The sequence below is a fragment of the Schaedlerella arabinosiphila genome (assembly GCF_003885045.1).
GTDB lineage: Bacteria > Bacillota > Clostridia > Lachnospirales > Lachnospiraceae > Schaedlerella > Schaedlerella arabinosiphila.
In genome coordinates, this window is record NZ_RHJS01000002.1 from 2,677,612 (window position 1) to 2,693,871 (window position 16,260).

The following is a 16,260-nucleotide window of genomic DNA, read 5'->3' on the forward strand; positions in this document are numbered from 1 at the left end:
TTTTTAAAGTACACCCAGACGCCGATCTTTTTTACATTTCACTATAAGAACACAACAAATGAAAAATCCAAAAAGTCACTTTTTTCTTTCATACCCAACCAGCAGATACATCGCAAATGTCAGCGCCAGCCAAAACCAGGTGGTCGGATTGCTGAACCAGGTGGTAAAAAAGGAGAGTCCCAGGTAAATCGTAAACTGTCCGTAAAATAAGTAGGAAACCGGATTTCTGTTTCTTTCCACCCATCCGGTCAGCCATACCGCCGCACCGCCCAGAACCAGTGCCAGCAGGATCACCCCGAAGATGCCGAAATCATAATATGAATCATAAAATATGGTCAATGTGGTCAATTCTTCTTTCGTAATATACAACGGGTATGCCGCCACCTGCGGAAATACAAATTTTAATCCCGTAAGTGCGAAAACCGGAAACAGCATGCGGATCCCCAGCGTAAACTCCGGAAGCTCGCAGACCATACGGTTAAAGTTCTCGTAATTATTCGCCACATACATATACGGCTGTGTAATAAAGATCGGCATTTGGCTGTATTTCATCTCAAAAATACCATTTAAGTAAGGGATATCGTGTCTTCGGGCAACCGTCAGAAGCACGTATACCGGAATCAGTATCACCGCCGCCGTCACCACCATCTTCCAGGTAATATGCCTGTAGAGCATCAGATACACGACTGCCGCAAATCCCACTGCAAACAAAAGCTGAAACCTGGACACGCATAAAATAGGAATCGCCGCTGCCAGCAGGTTTCCCAATGCCAGCACTGCGATCCGCAAAAGAGTCCATTTCTCCGTCAGTTTGACATACAGAACACTTAAGGCCGGGATCAGGATACAGCTAACCGTAAAATAATGTACCCCGGAAATATGAAAATATGAATACGCATGCGGCTCCGGAGAAAACAGCGGTATAAATCCAAGCACCGTCGCCTCCAGCAGGAAACAGCCCAGAGAAGCAGCGCCCAGAAATATGATACAGATCAGAATCCGCCGTGCCTGAACCGCGTTTTTCCGCAGGGACGCCTTCCCTTCAAACATACACTTTTTTGCCCAAAAGTCGTATCCCAGCATAAAGCATAGATATGCCAGGAAAAAACACAGCCACGTAACTGTCTCCCAAGGACTGGAAAGATGGCTCAGCTTTAAGCAGGCAATCCCTTCCCCTCCGATCCAGGATAAAGAAAAAATGCCTCTTAAGTCCACCAGATTCCCGGATTTTCTAAAATTTGATATATACAGGAACAAAGCCTCCAGCAGGAATACGATCCCTGCCACATATTCGGCGCCGATTCTTGAAAAAATAAAGGCCAGCATAGAGCTGGCACAGTAGGAAATATACTCTGCTCTTCTGTCTGCCTGCAGCATAACACCTTTCCTTCCCGGTCCTGCAAACCCAGGGCCTGTCTTATCTCAATATGCGTTTTTATTGATAAACCCTTTAAAAAATGTGAGCACAATGATCTTGAGATCCAGCCCCAGGGTCCAGTTTTCTATATAATACAGGTCGCATTCAATCCGTTTTCGAATGGAAGTATCCCCCCGGAATCCATTGATCTGCGCCCAGCCGGTCAGCCCCGGACGTACTTGGTGCTTGATCATATATCTGGGAATCTCCTCCTTAAACTTCTCGACAAACTGGGGACGCTCCGGCCTGGGGCCTACCAGGCTCATATCCCCTTTCAGGATATTGAACAACTGGGGCAGTTCGTCAATGCTGGTCCGCCGGATAAAATGTCCGATGGGGGTGACGCGCGGGTCGTCCTTCCTGGTCCATCCCTTCTCCTCGTCCGATTCCTTCTGCATAATCATGGAGCGGAACTTATACATATAGAAGGGCTTATTCTTCAGTCCAATCCGCTCCTGCTTAAAAATGAGCGGGCCCGGATCTGTAAACTTGATAATCAGCACAACTCCCAGCATGACAGGTGAAAACAGGATGATCGCAAACAAAGAACCGAAGATATCCATCGTCCTCTTGACGATTCTGTTCAGCATATTATTCAATGGGACATGCCGGATATTGACCACCGGAAGCCCCTGAATGTCCTCGGTGTACGGCTTCGTCGGGATAATATTATTATAATCCGGAATGAACTTTGTGTGCACTCCTGACTTTTCACACATGCCTACGATTCGTTCCAGTTTGTTGTATTCACTCAGTCCAAGAGTTATGACGATCTCGTCCAGCCTGTTCTGGGGGAGGATGATGGTCAGGTTATCAATGGTTCCAAGAACCTTGATCCCTTTGTATTCTGCACCATGGGGCATGGAATCATCCAGAATCCCTCTGACATAATACCCCCATTCCGGGTTCACAAGGATTCGGTCGATATACTGCTCTGCAGCCCTGCTGTATCCTACCAGGATAATATGCTTGAGATTATGTCCGTTCTTTCTGATGCGCCGGAGGATATATCGGACGATATTGCGCTCCAGCACCTCGCCGAAAATATCTACACAGGCAAATACAAACAGCATTGTCCTGGAAATATCTATCTGTCTGAACAGATATAAGAGCAGGATCAACGCCATGACGCCCAATACGTTAGCCTGCATTACACGCCAGGCTTCCAGCCTTCTGCCCAGCACCCTTTTCGGTGCATATAAGTGAAATACATAATATAAGAGCAGATAACCTGGTACGATCCCGATCAAAAGCTGCATATAGAAGCCCAGCGAAAGAGCCCATGGGTCCTGCTCAAAAACACCGGTTTTAAAACGAATATACCAGGCCAGTACATAAGAGGCAATAATCACAAGTCCGTCCAGTACTACCTGCAGCCGATTCAAAAGTTTTTGATTTTCTTTTATCACTGCTTATTTTCCTTCTTCCAAATATCTCCGACAAAATTTTCCAATCTGTGTAATATCATATAATATTTTTCCCAAAAGAACAAGACTAAACACGAATTTAAAAGGTGAAATTACTATGAATTTTAATTGTTTTGTAATATTTTTGAAATACAATCTATATCCGCATCAGTATTACACTTCCAAAGAAAAATGCCGGCGGCATTCGGACATGTGTCCGCTGCCGCTGGCATTTTAATTAAATCTTGAATGCGTATGATTAATACGTTGATAACACATTCATATAGTCATTGATGATACTGTTGCCATATCCCGGGTCTGATGCCCAGCCACAGCCTGGAATCGGATTTTCCTGGATTCCCAACCATTCTACATATGGAGCGCTGCCTCTCTGCACATAAGTAAATCTCGGGTCTACACAAGGATTCTTCAATCCAATCTCTTCTTTAGTTGCGTATGCCTTCAGATGCTGTACATGTGCCCTGATGCCTGTCCTGATATCCGAAAAGCTTAAGCCCGAAGCCCCATTTCCAGTTGCACCAAGTCCTGCAAAGTTAAACTGCGTAATCTTTACATCGCCTGTAAACTTCAGGAACTTCGTCTCCTTCATTGCCTGACAAAAAGCAACCGCCAGGTCAATTTTTTCCGCCTCGCATTCCTCTTTATATATCTGGCAAAACTCTCCAATGGTACGTACATTCGTATTATTCGCATAATATGTAGGATAGGAAGCATTTGCAAGGAAGTATGTTACCATCTGATTCACTGTTGGGCTCTTATTAGCAAGTCCCTCAGTTTCAAACATATAAATCCGATGATAATCAAAGTTCTTGGCGCTTCTATTTTCCGTTATACCATAACTGATATAATGATCTACATATGCCTTATTATTTTCTCCAAAAGCCGCTCTCAAATCACTATAATTATTTTTATAGGCCAATACATTAAAGTTCTCGTGAGCCTGACGGCCTTCCTTAATTCCATAAGTCAAAAAGTGCTGCAGCGCACCGGCAGGATCGCTTTCAAATGCCGCTTTCAGATCCGAGTATTTTCCGATGTAATATTCAAAACTATATACTGCGGAATAATCTACCCCCTGGTATGTAGTCACTGCAACCAATGCACATTCACGTCCTTCTTCGATACCATGCATGAGATAATGGATATAGTATTTCTCCAGATCATTCCCAAACGCTGCCCGAAGGTCGCTGTAGTTATTCTTATACGCATGTACGTTAAAGTCTGCATTACCAGACCTTCCTTCTTCCATACCATGCTTCACAAAATGTTCCAGCGCTTTTTCCGGATTATTTCCAAATACCTGTTTAATATCCGGATACTTTTCAATATAATAGTTAAAATTGTATACCTGCTTAAACTCCAGGCCGCGATATTTAGTCACACCTTCAATTTTGCTGTCCGAATCTACAGATGAATTATCATCTGTTGCAGTTCGTCCTTCTTTCTTACCATATTCAATATAATGTAAGAAGTAAGACTTCCAGGAACTTCCGAACGCTTTCTGCAGATCAATATATTTATTTTTGTAGACAGCTACATTAAATGTACCTCTCGCCTGCCTGCCTTCTGACATGCCGTATACGACAAAATGCTCCAGCGCACCAATCCGGTTATTGCCAAATGCTGCTTTCAAATCCGGGTAATGCTCTACATAGTAATCAAAATCATAGACATCTGCGTAGTTTACTCCGTCAAAGATAGCATCCGCATCTACGTTAGGGGTCTTATCCGGATCTTTCTCTTCCTCTTCTCGTCCGTTTCTTCCCTCTGCTTTGCCGTAATTGATATAGTGCATATAATAGCGTTTATATTCATTACCAAATGCAATCCTAAGGTCCTGATACCGATTCCGGTAAGCAATAACATTAAATTCCTCACTTGCCTGATGACCTTTGTCCATACCCTTGGAAATAAAATACTCCATAGCCGCCTCTTTAGTAGAGACATCTATTTTATCTTGTTCAAATAAGTCTGCATACTTATCTTTATAATAAGCATAATTGAATACCGCACTATAATCCGTACCCTCTGTAGCACAGTACTTCAGGATTCCTTTGGCATCTGCTTCTCCCAGCGCCTTTAGGCCCTCTTCTTTTTTCAGATTTGCCGCATCATTTGGATTTGATATAAACGCATGCTCTACAATAATGCCCGGGAAACCATTTTTCTTACTATTTCGAATCACGCTATAGTAGTCTGATGCCTTGCCGTCATCATATAAGCATTCTTCTTCATCATCTTTATCGTAACCCGAATCTTTCGTCTTCACCCCGCGGTTAACCAGACCAAGGTTTACTAATTCGTCTAAAATATTCTGAGCTACTTCTTTTCCCTCTTCTGAGATGCTTGCGCCATCATATCCATTTGCACCATTTGCATTCGGATAATATACTTCTGCTCCCTTTGCCGCTTCTGTAGTGGCTGAGTTCATATGTATACTCACAAAAAGGGTTGCACCTTTCTTCTTTGCAAATTCTACCCTTTCTTCAAGCCCCATGTAAACATCAGTCTCTCGGGTCATATATACTTTTATACTGGTGTCCTTAGCCAACGCATCTCTGCAGTATTTAGCAACTTTTAAGTTTAACTCTTTTTCTATCAGTCCATACTCTTTTTTGCTGCTTCCTTCATCCTTGCCGCCATGCCCCGGATCCAGAACAATTACCATTGTTTTTGGATCATCCGATGCCCTCGTATATGCCTTCGCCGCACTATAAGAACCTAAATTCACTGCCTGATCCGTCATCGCCGTCAATTCCGCACTGACTCCTGCACGGCTGTAAGACCTGTCTGTGCTGGAAGACCCCAGGGCAACAGATCCTTCATTTACATTATCTACTGCTTCCTGCGCAGCTTCCTGGATGGTATTCTCAATCTCATAGGTCAGATCTGTGGAAATATCATCTGATGTAAGCGCTGTAACCGATATACCTGTTTCATCCGCACAATCGCCTTCTTCTCCATTGCTCACGGTAAAATCTGCAAAAATACCCGTGTTTTTAAGATCAATACGCTTTTTATGTCCGTCTAATTCATATATAAAAGAAGTCAGACGATAGGTCCCTGCTTCCTGGCTCTCATAAGTCTTTGTAAACTGATAATAATGGAGTACTTTCTGTGTAAGTGGAATCTCACTCTGCCTGCCGTCGTCTCCTGTAAGTATCAGCTTCACGGATTCTAACTGTTCTTCGCCTTCTCCGAATGAAAGGATGGCATTTAATTCTCCTGGTGCTTGTAACGCGTGTTCTTCAATAAACACGTTATTGATTACTCCGCCATCTTCATATTCCGGCTCGGCCGGCTCTTCCTCAGCCGCTTCTTCTTCCGCTGTAGGCTGTTCTGCTTCCGGATCAGCCTGTTCGTCTCCGGCTGCAGGCTCTCCCGTAACTGCCTGTTCATCGCCATTCACCGGTTCCTGCGGTTCCTCCGCACCTGCCGGCTCATTGCCATCGACCGGTTCCTGCGGCTCTCCCTCTGCCGCCGGATTGTTCTGATCTGCTGTCGTTTCCTGATCCGTTACCGGATTCGCACTATCGTCTGTGCTGTCCTGGCCTTCTGACACGGCCGCTTCATCGCCTGCAGTCGGATCATCTGCAGTCGTACTCACGGCAGCCTCCTGTGTCCCATCCCCGTCTTCCGCAAATGCACGGAAGCCTGTAGTCGGACTCATCAGGAGAGCAAACGCAAGCAGCCATGCTACAAGTTTCTTGCTTTTCCCTTTCTTCATAACGTCCACCTCATATTTTTATGTAATTGTACAAGCATCGTTCATATTATACATCAATCCCACCTTACTTTCAAGGCAGAAATTTCCTATCCTTCGACATTGCCCGTTCTGGTAAACTATTTTATTTACAAAAACCGACAAATTTTCAGATTGTATTTCCCGCTAAATATAGGGATTCACTTCCAATTCCATACACGATCTTGTGGTATTTTTCCTCCGAAAAATAATTGTAAAAAATTTGTAAATTTTTTCCTGTCGATATATGCGTTACGATTTCATCACTTTTTTTACACTTTATTTACAAAATATTATATATTTTTTACATTTAAGCAGTCTGCCACCGACAGCTTTTCCGTATATGAGGATATAAAAGCTGTGCGTCCCGCAGAGGATTTTTAAGGACGGAGTTTCTTAAATTAAGGTAAAAAACAGGAAACCTGCCGCGTTTCTCTCCGCCAGATTCCCTGTCTTTGTGTCAAATATTTGAATATCTACATGCAGCCGCCGGGCCAATAGACACGCGGCGCATCCAGCCTGTTCCGCTTTTTCCGGGTATCTTAAAATAACTTTTCCGGATAGATTCCATCCCCGACTAGCTTCCGGATCGATGCGGCCACACCGTCCTTATCTTCCTTATATGTAACTCCGAACCATTTGTCTGAAGACTGCAGCACCTTCACGGAAACCCTGCCTTCTTCCAGAAGTCCCCCAATAATTGTGGGAAGCAGATATTCGGCCTTTAAGTCTCCCGGCTCCAGGCTGTCCAGAAATTCCACAAATCCTTTTTCCAAAATCGAAAAGAATCCCGGCTGCAGCCCCCACATATTCATAGATACCAGAGAATCCGCATCCAGCCTTACATCCCCGCTTTCACTGCGTACGATTGCAGCGCCTTCCTTTTTTTCGATATTTTTAGTCTCTACAATCTTCTCCAGCATACCGTCCGTGCCTGCACGGCACAGCCCGCGGGTCACGGCTCCGTTGTCGCTGAGTGTATTTTTCAATACGAATCCTACCATACAGAGCTTTGTTCCCGAAGCCTCCGAATGGCGGGTCAGATACTGATAGGCTTCCGTGTAAGCGTGCCTGCCGTAAAAATCATCTGCATTGATCACTAAAAACGGACAGTCCACCGCACCCCTGCAGCACATGATTGCCTGGCCGGTTCCCCAGGGCTTTGTCCGACCTGCAAACCGGTCTCCATATCCCGGAGGGATCTCTTCCACTTCCTGGTATACGTAGGATGCTTCCACGATCCGCTCGATCTTTTTTCCGATGATCTCCCGGAACGCATTCTCAATGTCCCGGCGTATCACAAACACGACCTTATCAAAGCCTGCCTCTATCGCATCATAGATGGAATACTCCATGATGATCTCCCCATTGGGGCCTACAGGCTCCAACTGCTTGATTCCCCCTCCAAAACGGCTTCCCAGCCCAGCCGCCATTACTACCAGCGCTGCCCTGCTCATATCAAATTCCTCCTGTACACATTAACATAGTAATGCCACGGTCTGACTGCTGCTCCATCCCGTGACAATCCTGTTCCTTCATTACTCGCCGAGTCCGTCCTTCACGATCTGAACCATCTCTTTTAACGCGTCATCTTCGTCCTCGCCGTCACAAACTATGGTAATCTCATCCCCGCTCTTGATGCATGCCCCAAGGACGCTGAGCACGCTTTTCGCATTGGCAGAAACCATACCCGGCCTGGCTGCCTTCTCAATGGTGATCTTGCAGCCAAACTGCATTGCCGTCTTGCAGAACAGCCCCGCCGGTCTCAGATGAAGGCCGGTGGGATTTTTAATAATCACGCTTTCTCTTACCATATCCAATCGCACATCCTATCCCCCGTCTTTTTCTGTCAGAATAATCTTGACAGTCGGGTTTTTCATTAATTCCACACCGGAGGGAGTCTCGATATTTACTGTCACTTCATAAGTTCCGGCTGTTTTATAGTTCTTCAGATCAATGGAGGCGGCATAGCGGACATCCAGCACTTCCAAAGCCTCCTCTGTCCCTGTAAACTGCAGTTCAATGTCCAGGTCAGACTCAAAGGACAGCTTTAAGTCTTCTTTCAGGTTATTGATCTGGATCGCCCCCACCGGGAGCTCAATTGTCTTTCTTCCTTCCTGTTCTATTATAACGGTTACTACAACATTATTGGAGGCATTTGCCGACAGGCTGATCCCCTCCGGAAGATAGGGCAGGACATCCACCGTTACTTCCTCTCTGGCCTGCTTTCCTTCGATGCTGACCGCCGAATCCGGGATCTCGATTGCGCTTACCTCATCCAGCGCCTCCTTGGTGCCGCAGATCACGATCCGCGACGGTTCTGTCGTGCAGCCGTTGTAAATATAGCCTTCCGCCGGATTTCCCGATACGCCGTTGATCCGTAAGGGAACCGTCTTTTCCCGGAGAATCTGCACGTTGACACTGAGCCCCCGTTCTCCCAGGTTGTTCGTCAGCTGGCTCTGGTCCATAACATTGTCGTTGCCGTCGTGCAGCACCAGCTCCGCACTCAGAGTCGTGCTCTCGGAAAGGCCGTTTGCTGCATCCACCTTGGCCACCACCCGATGAATATTCCGAATCGTCGATTCCGCCCCGGAGATAGAGATCATTTCCGGATTCACAGACACTTCGCCTATGGCGTATCCGTTTCTGGTGGTGATGTTGCTTGTGTTGACAGAAATCGGGAACGTATGCTTGTCCGTAGCCTCAATCTTAACCTCCAGGTTTCCGGGAGAGACCTGTGTAGTCACGTTTTCTCCTTCCAGCCCGCGCACCTCCGCACTAATCGGCACCAGATACGTGTTTACCTCCATCTGGCTCAGATCCGCAGTTGCCACGATGTTGCTGCTGCGGACTTTGGAAAGGACAGAGCGCTTTCCTGATACGGTCACCCGCACTGGCTGCTGCTCCCCTACCAGATCATAGGTCTTGCCCTTATTCGTAACCACCTCGCCGTTGATGAACTCAACCGGAATATTGGCATAAGTCACATTGTCCACAGGATCGTTGATATTGATCACAATGATCCAGAAAAATACGGAAAAAATCAAAGCTGCTATTTTCAGGCCTAAGTTCCGGGTTATTTTAAACTTCATTTCTCTGCCGTCCTTTCCGTATTGTAAATTTCTTTCCGTCGGAAAGACGATTCTGGATCTGCCCCAGCTTTTCCCTCAGATACTCCGGAGTCACATTGCGCACAAGCTGACCGTCCATGGCCATGGACACGAAACCAGTCTCCTCTGACACCACCAGAATGAGCGCGTCGCTGACCTCGCTCATGCCAAGAGCAGCGCGGTGCCTCGTCCCCAATGATTTGCTGATCTGCATATTGTCTGACAGCGGCAGGTAGCAGGTGGCCGACGTGATCCTGTCACCGCGGATGATCACAGCCCCGTCGTGAAGCGGTGTATTATGCTCAAAAATATTCAGAATTACCTGCTCCGAGACCTTGCAGTCCAGCTCGATGCCCGTCATCTCGTACTCCGTCAGATGGATGGCGCGCTCCACCACGATCAGGGCGCCTGTCTTGACGCTTCCCATACTGAAGCATGCATCCACCAGCGCTTCCCTGGTCCTGTCTGAAAAACGCAGGTTCTCCCTGCCTCTGTCAAACAGGTAAAAACTGCTGAACAGATTTTTTTCTCCCAGCTTCTCCAATGCCCGCCGCAGCTCCGGCTGGAATACGACCAGCGCCGCGAATGCCAGGATACCGATGGATTCTCTTGCCAGATACAGGATCGCGTGCATCCGAAACACATAGGCCACCAGGATGAACAGCCCCAGCATCAGCAGTCCTCTCAGCAGCATCCATGCTTTCGTGTTCTTGATCCACAGCATGATCTCATACACAATCACCGCAATGATCAGGATCTCCACAATATCTGTAATACGGAGCTCGGGAATATACGGATCGCCGATTAATTTGTGAAGAATCTGTTTTATCTCTTGCTGCATCAGCTCACCTCCCACTCCGGGCAAAACGGATGTATGTACCCGAAGACCTTACTGTCCTACTCTGTTATTTTTTGCCTTTGCCGTCCAGTCCAAGTTCTTTGTTCAGGCTTCGCTCCAGCAGGATCTCATCCGCGCTCTTCGGCCTGTCCAGATAACCTGTCCCATAGGACGGAGGCGCCTGGGTGTTGTTGTCAACCCAGTTTTTTTTACCGCCTTCATTTCCCGTATTCTGCCGTTCATTGATATGCTTCACACTTTTCTGAGGAACCGTAACGCCGATCTTCGGGACTGCTTTCACGTAGTAATGGTATTCATCGTCTTCAAACTCCAGATATTCTGTCCTGGCGTAGTCCACGGAAAGGAACACCACCTCCAGCAGGAGCCCAACCAGCACCCCGATCACTCCGCTGATCACCAGGGGAGACAGGGAGATATGCAGATTCAGCGCTACATTGCCGGCCGTACAGAGCACTACCGCCATTACCGCACCGGCCGCGGACGCGATCTTCCACGCGTGATCCACGGAACGGGTACGTATGGAATACACAAACAGAATGCAGATCGCAACTGCCGCAATCATGATCCACATCTCCTGGTTCATCAGGGACTGCTTCGTAAAGCTGATCAGCGTCTCCACCAGTTCCACTCCGTCCCCTGACTTAAAGGTACTCGAGGAGCCTTTTACCAGATGGATCAGATAGTAGGAAAATGTGCCGCACGCCACAGGAACCGCACATGCCGGCGTCCCGAGAAGCCCTACCGCAATGGGCAGCACAAAGGGAATGTTCATTGCCATGGAGCAGGCCATCAGAAGAACCAGCCATGACTTTCCGGTGGAAAACCGGAAGTAAAAAATGTACATCAGCAGGAACAGCAGCGCCGCCACGATGGCAACCGGCAGAGACAATGTATAGAAATGCAGCAGCACCAGCGCTGTTGCAGCCATAACCATGACAATCAGCGGCAAAAAGGCACAGACCGCGGACAATCCCAGCGTACACGGCGTCTTGGATGCCGCTTTCATGAACCCGATGTTGGAATTGATCTGGTTAAATACCAAAAACCCCAGAGCGAACTGAAGCCCGATTCTGATAAATATGGAATACTTTGCGTAGAATATCTGCAATTGCTCTCTCCAGACAAGTAATGTGCTCATACTTTCTTTTTCTCCTTCACTTCCATCTTACCCAGCCGGGATAGATCTCTATAGTACTTTTTGACGCGCTGCTTCGCCCGGTTGTGCCGTCCCCTGTAAAACACGCTTGCACCGACCACATAGAGGATCAGCATCAGTACATATCCGCCCACCGCAGCCCCTCCCAGAAAAGTAATCTTGGAAATGGTCAGGTTCTCCAGCAGTTCGTCCATGTAGCAAACTGCAAGCAGAGCCGCCAGTATCCCGTAGCCTACCGTCATCCACAGAACCGTGATCAGCGTATTCAGACTGGCATAGTCCTTTTTGTAATAGGTGCTGATCTTCATATCTTTTCTGATGTCATTCTTCTCATACTGGGCCATCCTTGCCATCAGTCTGATTCGTTTTACATCCAGCATACGCTTCCTCCAGAAATGTAAACCCAGGGGCATCCCATCATGTCCCTTCGGGTGTAAGATTAATAGCCGTCAGTTTTAGTATAGCATATAGTCAGAGCCCTTGTCCAATGCTTATAGTTAAAAAATAAACTTTTTGCGCTCCTGCCTTTTTCAGCACTTTCGAAATTCTGTGGATCGTGCTGCCCGTGGTATAAATATCATCTATAATCAGCACGTTCCGGGGCGCCTTCCACTGTGCGGAGACGCCGAATGCCTGCTTTAAATTCCGTTCGCGCCCCCTGTCGTCCAAAAGTCTCTGGGGCCTGGTCTTACGAATCCGGTATACCACATTCTTTCCCACCGGGATCTGCAGTTCCCTGGAAAGCCCTTCCGCCAGCAGGCATGCCTGGTTGAAGCCCCGGGCTCTGAGGCGGGACGGATGGAGGGGCACCGGGAGGATCTCCCCGATCTCACGCGCGCGAATCCAGCCCCCATACCGGCGCGCCATTTCCCCGGCAAATATATCCGCATAATACCGCTTGTTGTGGAACTTAAACTGATAGATCGCCTGGGTCACGGGAGGGACATGCAGCCAAAGGCTCCTTCCCTGATCGTAGGCATAGTCACGCCCTGCACAATCGCGGCAGTACTCCTGTTCTTCGTACCTGACCGGTTTTCCGCACCTCATGCAGCGCGGCTCATTTATAATAGGAAGTTTCTCTCTGCAGGAATCACAAATTCCTTTCCCCGGTTTCTGCACCTCCCCGCAGAACGGGCAGACCGGCGGGTAAAGCAGATCCAGCAGCTTTAAAATTCCTGTATGCGCTCTGCCAGGCTTGTATATCTGTTTTGTTCGCTTTTGTTTCTGATCATTTCCTGAAATACGCTTTCACTCCCTACAATTGTCAGACATTTTTTCGCCCTGGTCACGGCCGTATAGAGCAGGTTGCGGTTATACAAAAGTCTGGGGCCGGAAAGCAGCGGCAGAATGACCGCGGGGTACTCGCTTCCCTGAGATTTATGTACGGTGATGGCATAGGCCAGCTCCAGTTCTTCCGTGGATTCGAAGGGATACGTCACCTTCCGGTGCTCGTCATATTCGACTTCCAGTGTTTCGTCATATAGGTTCACTTCCGTGATGCAGCCCATGTCTCCGTTAAACACGCCCATCCCCTGGTCTACGGCCACCCCGTACTTTGTGCGCACCTCCCAGGCCAGTTGATAATTGTTCTTGATCTGCATGACCTTGTCCCCTTTTCGGAAGATCCGTCCGTTGATCTCCTTCTCTTCCTTTCCCGGTTCCGGCGGATTCAGATATCGCTGCAGTACGGTATTCAAGCGTTCTACCCCCAGAAGCCCTTTTCGTGTCGGGGTCATCACCTGAATCTCACTGGGAGGGGCATCCACATACCTGGGAAGCTTTTTCTGAATCAGGGTAATGACCACGCCGATGATCACATCCGCCTCCTGTCTTCTCAGGAAAAAGAAATCCCGGCTCTGATTGTCCAGAACCACCGGCTCTCCCGCGTTGATCTTATGCGCATTGACTACAATGTCGCTCTCTCCCGCCTGGCGGAAAATCCTGGTCAGCGTCACCACAGGAAAGCATTCTGACAAAATGATGTCCTTCAATACACTCCCCGGCCCTACGGAAGGAAGCTGGTTCACGTCCCCCACCAGGATCAGGCGGGTGCCCGGCATCACCGCCGAGAGAAGGGCATGCATCAGGGAAAGGTCTACCATGGACATCTCGTCGATGATCAGAATATCGGTTTCCAGCGGATGATCCCGGTTGCGCTGAAAGCCGCTCACACTTCCTTCTTCCTCCGGGCTGCCGCTGACTTCCAGCAGCCGGTGGATCGTCTGGGACTTATATCCGGTAGCCTCTGTCATGCGCTTCGCGGCCCGGCCTGTAGGCGCGGCCAGCAAAATACTCATGCCCTCGCTTTCAAAAAAACGGATCATGGTATTGATGGTTGTGGTCTTTCCGGTGCCCGGGCCTCCGGTCAGCACCAGGAGACCGTGCCGGATCGACTCCACCACCGCGCGGTGCTGCATGGCATCCAGCTTGAGCTGCTCCCGCTCCTCCACCTTTCGAAGCCGCTGCTCCATCATTTCCTCGGGCATCTCGCAGTCAATGTCCAGATCATGGAGCATGCGAGCCGTGTTCAGCTCCAGATAATAGTAATGGGACGGATAGATGCGGATCTCCCCGTTTTCCTCTTTCCGCACAGTCCTCCGGTCAATGCAGAGATCCATGATGTACTTCTCAATCTCGGGAAGCTGTACTCCCAAAAGCTGTTCTGCACGGGAAGCAAGCACCTCCTGGGGCAGGTAAATATGCCCTTCCCCGGCCGCCTGCTGCAGCACATAGACCAGGCCGCTGCGGATGCGGAAATCCGAATCTGCATGGATTCCGATTCTGGAGGCGATCTCATCCGCCGTCTTAAACCCTACGCCGGAAATGTTGTCTGCCAGCTGGTATGGGTTTTCCTGAAGCACCTCGTACAGCTTGGAACCATAATATTCATAGATCTTAACCCCCAGCGCGGTGGAAATCCCGTATTTCTGCAGAAAGAGCATTGCCTTGCGCATGTCCCTTTTTTCTTCCACCTGCACCGCAATTTCCTGGGCCTTCCGTTTGCTGATCCCCTTGATCTCTGCCAGACGCTCAGGCTCCTCCTCCATGATCCGGAACGTGTCCTCTTTAAACCTGCGCACGATACGCCCTGCAAGGGCTGCGCCGATTCCCTTGACCGCGCCGGAGCCAAGATATCGTTCAATGGATACCAGATCTTCCGGCTCCTTGACTTTATGAGAAAGCACTTTCAACTGCGTGCCGTATACGCTGTGGTTTACATATTCCCCTTCCAGCTCCAGGAGTTCTCCTTCTGTTATATAATGAAAGCTTCCCACACAGGTCACTTCTCCGTCGTCGCTTTCCAGGTTGAATACGGTATATCCATTTTCGTCATTACGATACACGACATGCTCTACATATCCTGTTACTGTCTCCAAAGCGTCCTCCTCTTTTGCTTCTCTTCATACGCCGAAAGATACCTGAGAGTATCTCCATAGTATGGCGGTCACTCCAAAAAGACAGGCATCCCCTGAAACCTGTCTTTTTCCCTGAAATCCGGCAAAACACGCCGCTCATGCAAATGCGTCGGCTGAAAGCGTTTCCAAACGGACTTTAAAAATCTTTTCTTCCGCTCATAAACTCTACAAACTGACCTGTGCCAATGGCAACTACCTTCATCGGGTCCTCTGCCGTCATGGTGTGAATCCCGGTCCGCTCCTCGATCAGCTCTTCCAGGCCGCGCAGCATGGAACCGCCGCCTGTAAGCACAATCCCCCGATCCAGTATATCGGCGGAAAGCTCCGGCGGAGTCTGCTCCAACACAGCGATAACCGCCTCCACAATCTGGCTGGTAGTCTCCCGGAGCGCTTCCTCCGTCTCCGTGGAAGTCACCGTAACGGTCTTCGGAAGCCCTGTCACCAGGTTCCTTCCCCGTACCTCCAGCCGCTCTTCCTCGACCAGCGGATAGGTCGTCCCGATCTTGATCTTAATGTCCTCTGCTGTCATATCCCCGATCAGGAGGTTGTGTTTTTTGCGCATATATCTTACGATGGCCTCGTCAAAATCATCCCCTGCCAGCTTGATGGAGGTGTTCACGACCGCGCCGCCGAGAGAGATCACGGCAATATCCGAAGTTCCTCCGCCCACGTCCACGATCATATTCCCGCAGGGTTTGGAAATATCAATCCCCGCGCCGATGGCCGCGGCCACCGGCTCTTCGATGAGGTGCACCTCTCTTGCCCCTGCCGCAAATGTAGCTTCCTCTACTGCTTTTTTCTCCACCTCAGTTACGCCGCTGGGCACGCAGATACTGATCCTCGGCTTCTTAAACATCCGCCTGCCCACCGCCTTCTGCACGAAGTACTTAATCATCTTCTCCGTGACGGTATAATCCGAGATCACTCCCTGCCGCAGGGGGCGGACCGCAATGATATTCCCCGGGGTCCTGCCCAGCATCAGCCTTGCTTCCTCGCCGATCGCCTTAATCACATTGGTATCCCTGTCAAACGCTACAACTGAGGGTTCCTTCAATATGACCCCTTTTCCCCTCAAATAAACAAGAACACTGGCTGTCCCCAGATCTATTCCGATATCAACAGACATATAAACT

General features: G+C 48.8%; 12 protein-coding genes. All 12 read right to left on the bottom strand.

Translation table 11 applies throughout. The features are described from left to right. Window positions 1–75: 75 nt before the first annotated feature. On the bottom strand, window positions 76–1,377 hold the full coding sequence (locus EBB54_RS13035) for an O-antigen polymerase (RefSeq protein ID WP_125127721.1): 1,302 nt from the start codon (window positions 1,375–1,377) through the stop codon (window positions 76–78). Window positions 1,378–1,422: 45 nt separating this feature from the next. Next, entirely contained in the window at window positions 1,423–2,826 is a 1,404-nt protein-coding gene (locus EBB54_RS13040) for an undecaprenyl-phosphate glucose phosphotransferase (protein WP_125127722.1), read from the bottom strand. A gap of 256 nt (window positions 2,827–3,082) precedes the next feature. After that, window positions 3,083–6,571: an N-acetylmuramoyl-L-alanine amidase gene (locus tag EBB54_RS13045; protein ID WP_125127723.1), complete on the bottom strand. Its 3,489-nt coding sequence runs from the start codon at window positions 6,569–6,571 to the stop codon at window positions 3,083–3,085. A gap of 557 nt (window positions 6,572–7,128) precedes the next feature. After that, window positions 7,129–8,043 (bottom strand): nucleotidyltransferase family protein, encoded by a 915-nt coding sequence (locus tag EBB54_RS13050; protein ID WP_125127724.1) that lies wholly within the window; start codon window positions 8,041–8,043, stop codon window positions 7,129–7,131. 81 nt (window positions 8,044–8,124) lie between these two features. Further along, window positions 8,125–8,400, bottom strand: coding sequence for an HPr family phosphocarrier protein (locus tag EBB54_RS13055; protein WP_125130782.1), 276 nt, complete (start codon window positions 8,398–8,400; stop codon window positions 8,125–8,127). Window positions 8,401–8,415: 15 nt separating this feature from the next. Next, on the bottom strand, window positions 8,416–9,678 hold the full coding sequence (locus EBB54_RS13060) for a CdaR family protein (RefSeq protein WP_125127725.1): 1,263 nt from the start codon (window positions 9,676–9,678) through the stop codon (window positions 8,416–8,418). After that, window positions 9,668–10,537: a diadenylate cyclase CdaA gene (cdaA, locus tag EBB54_RS13065; RefSeq protein WP_125127726.1), complete on the bottom strand. Its 870-nt coding sequence runs from the start codon at window positions 10,535–10,537 to the stop codon at window positions 9,668–9,670. The genes EBB54_RS13060 and cdaA overlap by 11 nt, the downstream gene beginning before the upstream one ends. A 64-nt stretch (window positions 10,538–10,601) precedes the next feature. Continuing rightward, entirely contained in the window at window positions 10,602–11,693 is a 1,092-nt protein-coding gene (locus EBB54_RS13070) for a hypothetical protein (protein WP_125127727.1), read from the bottom strand. Next, complete coding sequence (locus EBB54_RS13075; RefSeq protein ID WP_004073914.1) at window positions 11,690–12,091, bottom strand: hypothetical protein; 402 nt, start codon at window positions 12,089–12,091, stop codon at window positions 11,690–11,692. Before EBB54_RS13075 ends, EBB54_RS13070 begins: the two co-directional genes overlap by 4 nt. A gap of 91 nt (window positions 12,092–12,182) precedes the next feature. Further along, complete coding sequence (locus EBB54_RS13080; protein WP_125127728.1) at window positions 12,183–12,872, bottom strand: ComF family protein; 690 nt, start codon at window positions 12,870–12,872, stop codon at window positions 12,183–12,185. Window positions 12,873–12,877: 5 nt separating this feature from the next. Then, window positions 12,878–15,088, bottom strand: a complete 2,211-nt coding sequence (gene recD2 / locus EBB54_RS13085) for an SF1B family DNA helicase RecD2 (protein ID WP_125127729.1) — start codon at window positions 15,086–15,088, stop codon at window positions 12,878–12,880. A 175-nt stretch (window positions 15,089–15,263) separates the two neighbouring features. Beyond that, window positions 15,264–16,253, bottom strand: a complete 990-nt coding sequence (gene mreB, locus EBB54_RS13090) for a rod shape-determining protein (protein WP_004073908.1) — start codon at window positions 16,251–16,253, stop codon at window positions 15,264–15,266. Window positions 16,254–16,260: the final 7 nt, after the last annotated feature.

Bases quoted from the DNA above. Each gene is read 5' to 3' on its own strand.
- EBB54_RS13070 (WP_125127727.1), bottom strand. From the start codon at position 11,693: ATGAGCACATTACTTGTCTGGAGAGAGCAATTGCAGATATTCTACGCA.
- EBB54_RS13045 (WP_125127723.1), bottom strand. From the start codon at position 6,571: ATGAAGAAAGGGAAAAGCAAGAAACTTGTAGCATGGCTGCTTGCGTTT.
- EBB54_RS13055 (WP_125130782.1), bottom strand. From the start codon at position 8,400: ATGGTAAGAGAAAGCGTGATTATTAAAAATCCCACCGGCCTTCATCTG.
- EBB54_RS13075 (WP_004073914.1), bottom strand. From the start codon at position 12,091: ATGCTGGATGTAAAACGAATCAGACTGATGGCAAGGATGGCCCAGTAT.
- mreB (WP_004073908.1), bottom strand. From the start codon at position 16,253: ATGTCTGTTGATATCGGAATAGATCTGGGGACAGCCAGTGTTCTTGTT.
- EBB54_RS13050 (WP_125127724.1), bottom strand. From the start codon at position 8,043: ATGAGCAGGGCAGCGCTGGTAGTAATGGCGGCTGGGCTGGGAAGCCGT.
- EBB54_RS13035 (WP_125127721.1), bottom strand. From the start codon at position 1,377: ATGCTGCAGGCAGACAGAAGAGCAGAGTATATTTCCTACTGTGCCAGC.
- cdaA (WP_125127726.1), bottom strand. From the start codon at position 10,537: ATGCAGCAAGAGATAAAACAGATTCTTCACAAATTAATCGGCGATCCG.
- EBB54_RS13060 (WP_125127725.1), bottom strand. From the start codon at position 9,678: ATGAAGTTTAAAATAACCCGGAACTTAGGCCTGAAAATAGCAGCTTTG.